The following is a 2,186-nucleotide window of genomic DNA, read 5'->3' as shown; positions in this document are numbered from 1 at the left end:
TATTAGCATCATTATCGCATTTTTCAGGCTTAATCCGCTCTATACGACGAATATGTTTTGCCCTATTAGCTATAATTAACGGTACACGCTCGACAACAACAACCGATGTGTCAAGCCCCAACGCACTCGGTTCTCCAATGCCTATCTTTCTAATTAAGGCATAAAGGCTCATCAGCAAATTTTGTCGGCGGTTACGGGAATCTTCAGGATAATATATCCGGTGGATAATAATAAAGCGAAAATCACCCGGTATGCCATTCTTATGCAATGAAGGATAAGAGCTTGTTAGTTCTACTTCACCATCCGCAACAAGGTCATCAACTACTTGTCGTAAATAAAGGCTCACGCGCGGTTCTATACGAAAACCTATACGCATGGTTATACTAAACAATGTCCCTTTTATTAATGTGGAACAATTATATTCAAGTGTGTCTGGTGTATCCACAAATTCAAGGTTAATAAGCCAATAATGATCTGCCCGTTTAGGCTGCTTATTAATTATGGAATACAACAATTTATCGTCCACACAACCTTCTTTGTCTGCATGATTCACATAGACAAGATTAGAAGCATATTTGGATATGCTTTCGTCCGCCTTAATATCAGAAATAATGTTGTAGTATTCACTTAACCGTTTGGAAGACATATGTTTTCGACGAATTTTGTTGGCACTTACCCATACAAACATGATAAAACATAATAATCCACCTATTAACAGCGTAAACCAACCTCCGACCATAAATTTGGACAGGTTTGCAGCAAGGAAAATACCTTCAATAACACAATATCCGCCGACAAACAGTATTGATAGAATGCGTGGAATGTTATGCATATGCAAATAGAATCCCAACAACAATGTTGTCATCAACATTGTAATAGTTATGGCAAGTCCATAAGCGGCTTCCATGTGGGAGGAATCTCGAAACAACAATATAGTAAATATTACTCCAATATACATTACAAGGTTTACCATTGGAATAAATGACTGACCTTTTACGTTGGTAGGGTGCTTAATACGCATACGAGGCCAGAAATTCAAGTTCATAGCTTCACTCAATATGGAAAATGAACCGCTTATTAGAGCTTGGCTCGCAACAATAGCTGCCCCGGTAGCCATTGCTATGGAAAACAACAGTATTTCTTGTGGCATGATTGAATAAAATGGGTTCACTGTACCTTCTGCACTTTCCGGATGATGCAATACCCACGCTCCTTGCCCCAAATAATTTAGAATAAGCATCACCTTTACAAATATCCAACTGACCGTAATATTTCGTCTGCCACAGTGCCCTAAATCAGAGTATAAGGCTTCTGCACCAGTGGTACACAAGAAAACGGCACCCAATATCAGAAACCAGTGGGGGGATTCCACTAATAACCGTATGGCATAGTAAGGATTGAATGCCTTGAATACTTGAGGATAGGAAGTCAGACTGATAGCTCCGGCGATTCCAAGAAGCAGGAACCAAAGTAGCATAAATATGCCAAATGACCGTCCTATATTTTCTGTACCAAAACGCTGAATGAAAAATATAATGGTAATAATGGTCAGTGTAATAGGAATCACAGGCAGATGCGGACTGATACTTTCAAGTCCTTCTATGGCAGTTGTGACCGTAATGGCTGGAGTGATAATACCATCAGCAAGCAAAGTGCTCGCACCGATAATGGCAATGATGTAAATCCACCTTCTTCTGTGGCGGCGTAAAAGGGCATAAAGCGCAAGTATGCCACCCTCCCCGTTATTGTCGGCACGGAGAGCCACCAGCACATATTTCACCGTAGTCTGAAGAGTAAGCGTCCATATGATACAAGACAATGCGCCTAAAACATAATTTTCATCAAGAGCTTCTCCAGTATGAATGATGGCTTTCATAACATAGAGTGGCGATGTTCCAATGTCACCAAAAACAATACCCAATGTGATGAGTAACCCGGCAAATCCAAGTTTATGTTGAATATTGCCTTCTTTTGATAGGTTTGCCATAAAAAGTAGTTTTTTGTTCTACATATATTTGTTTTCCTTTCAAGCGGCGCAAATATAAAATAAAATCTTAACAATAAGATTTCACTTTTCTTTTTTCGTGAAAAATATCATATAAACCTTGACGATGGTCAAGGCTTGTCTAAAAAAAATAGTCTGTTTGAATTACGTATAACTTGTGCTATAACAACAGATTCGCTAC

1 protein-coding gene is annotated in these 2,186 nt (G+C 39.1%); it reads right to left on the bottom strand.

What is annotated here, in order from left to right:
- A partial coding sequence (locus tag NW211_RS13715) for a KUP/HAK/KT family potassium transporter (protein WP_258328252.1) occupies nucleotides 1–1,987 on the bottom strand: 1,987 nt, incomplete at its 3' end.
- Nucleotides 1,988–2,186: the final 199 nt, after the last annotated feature.

It is taken from the genome of Barnesiella sp. ET7, from assembly GCF_024733785.1.
In the GTDB taxonomy this organism is placed as follows: domain Bacteria; phylum Bacteroidota; class Bacteroidia; order Bacteroidales; family Barnesiellaceae; genus Barnesiella; species Barnesiella merdigallinarum.
Note: the sequence above shows the minus strand (reverse complement) of the source record. Positions and strands in the feature narration are given on the sequence as shown.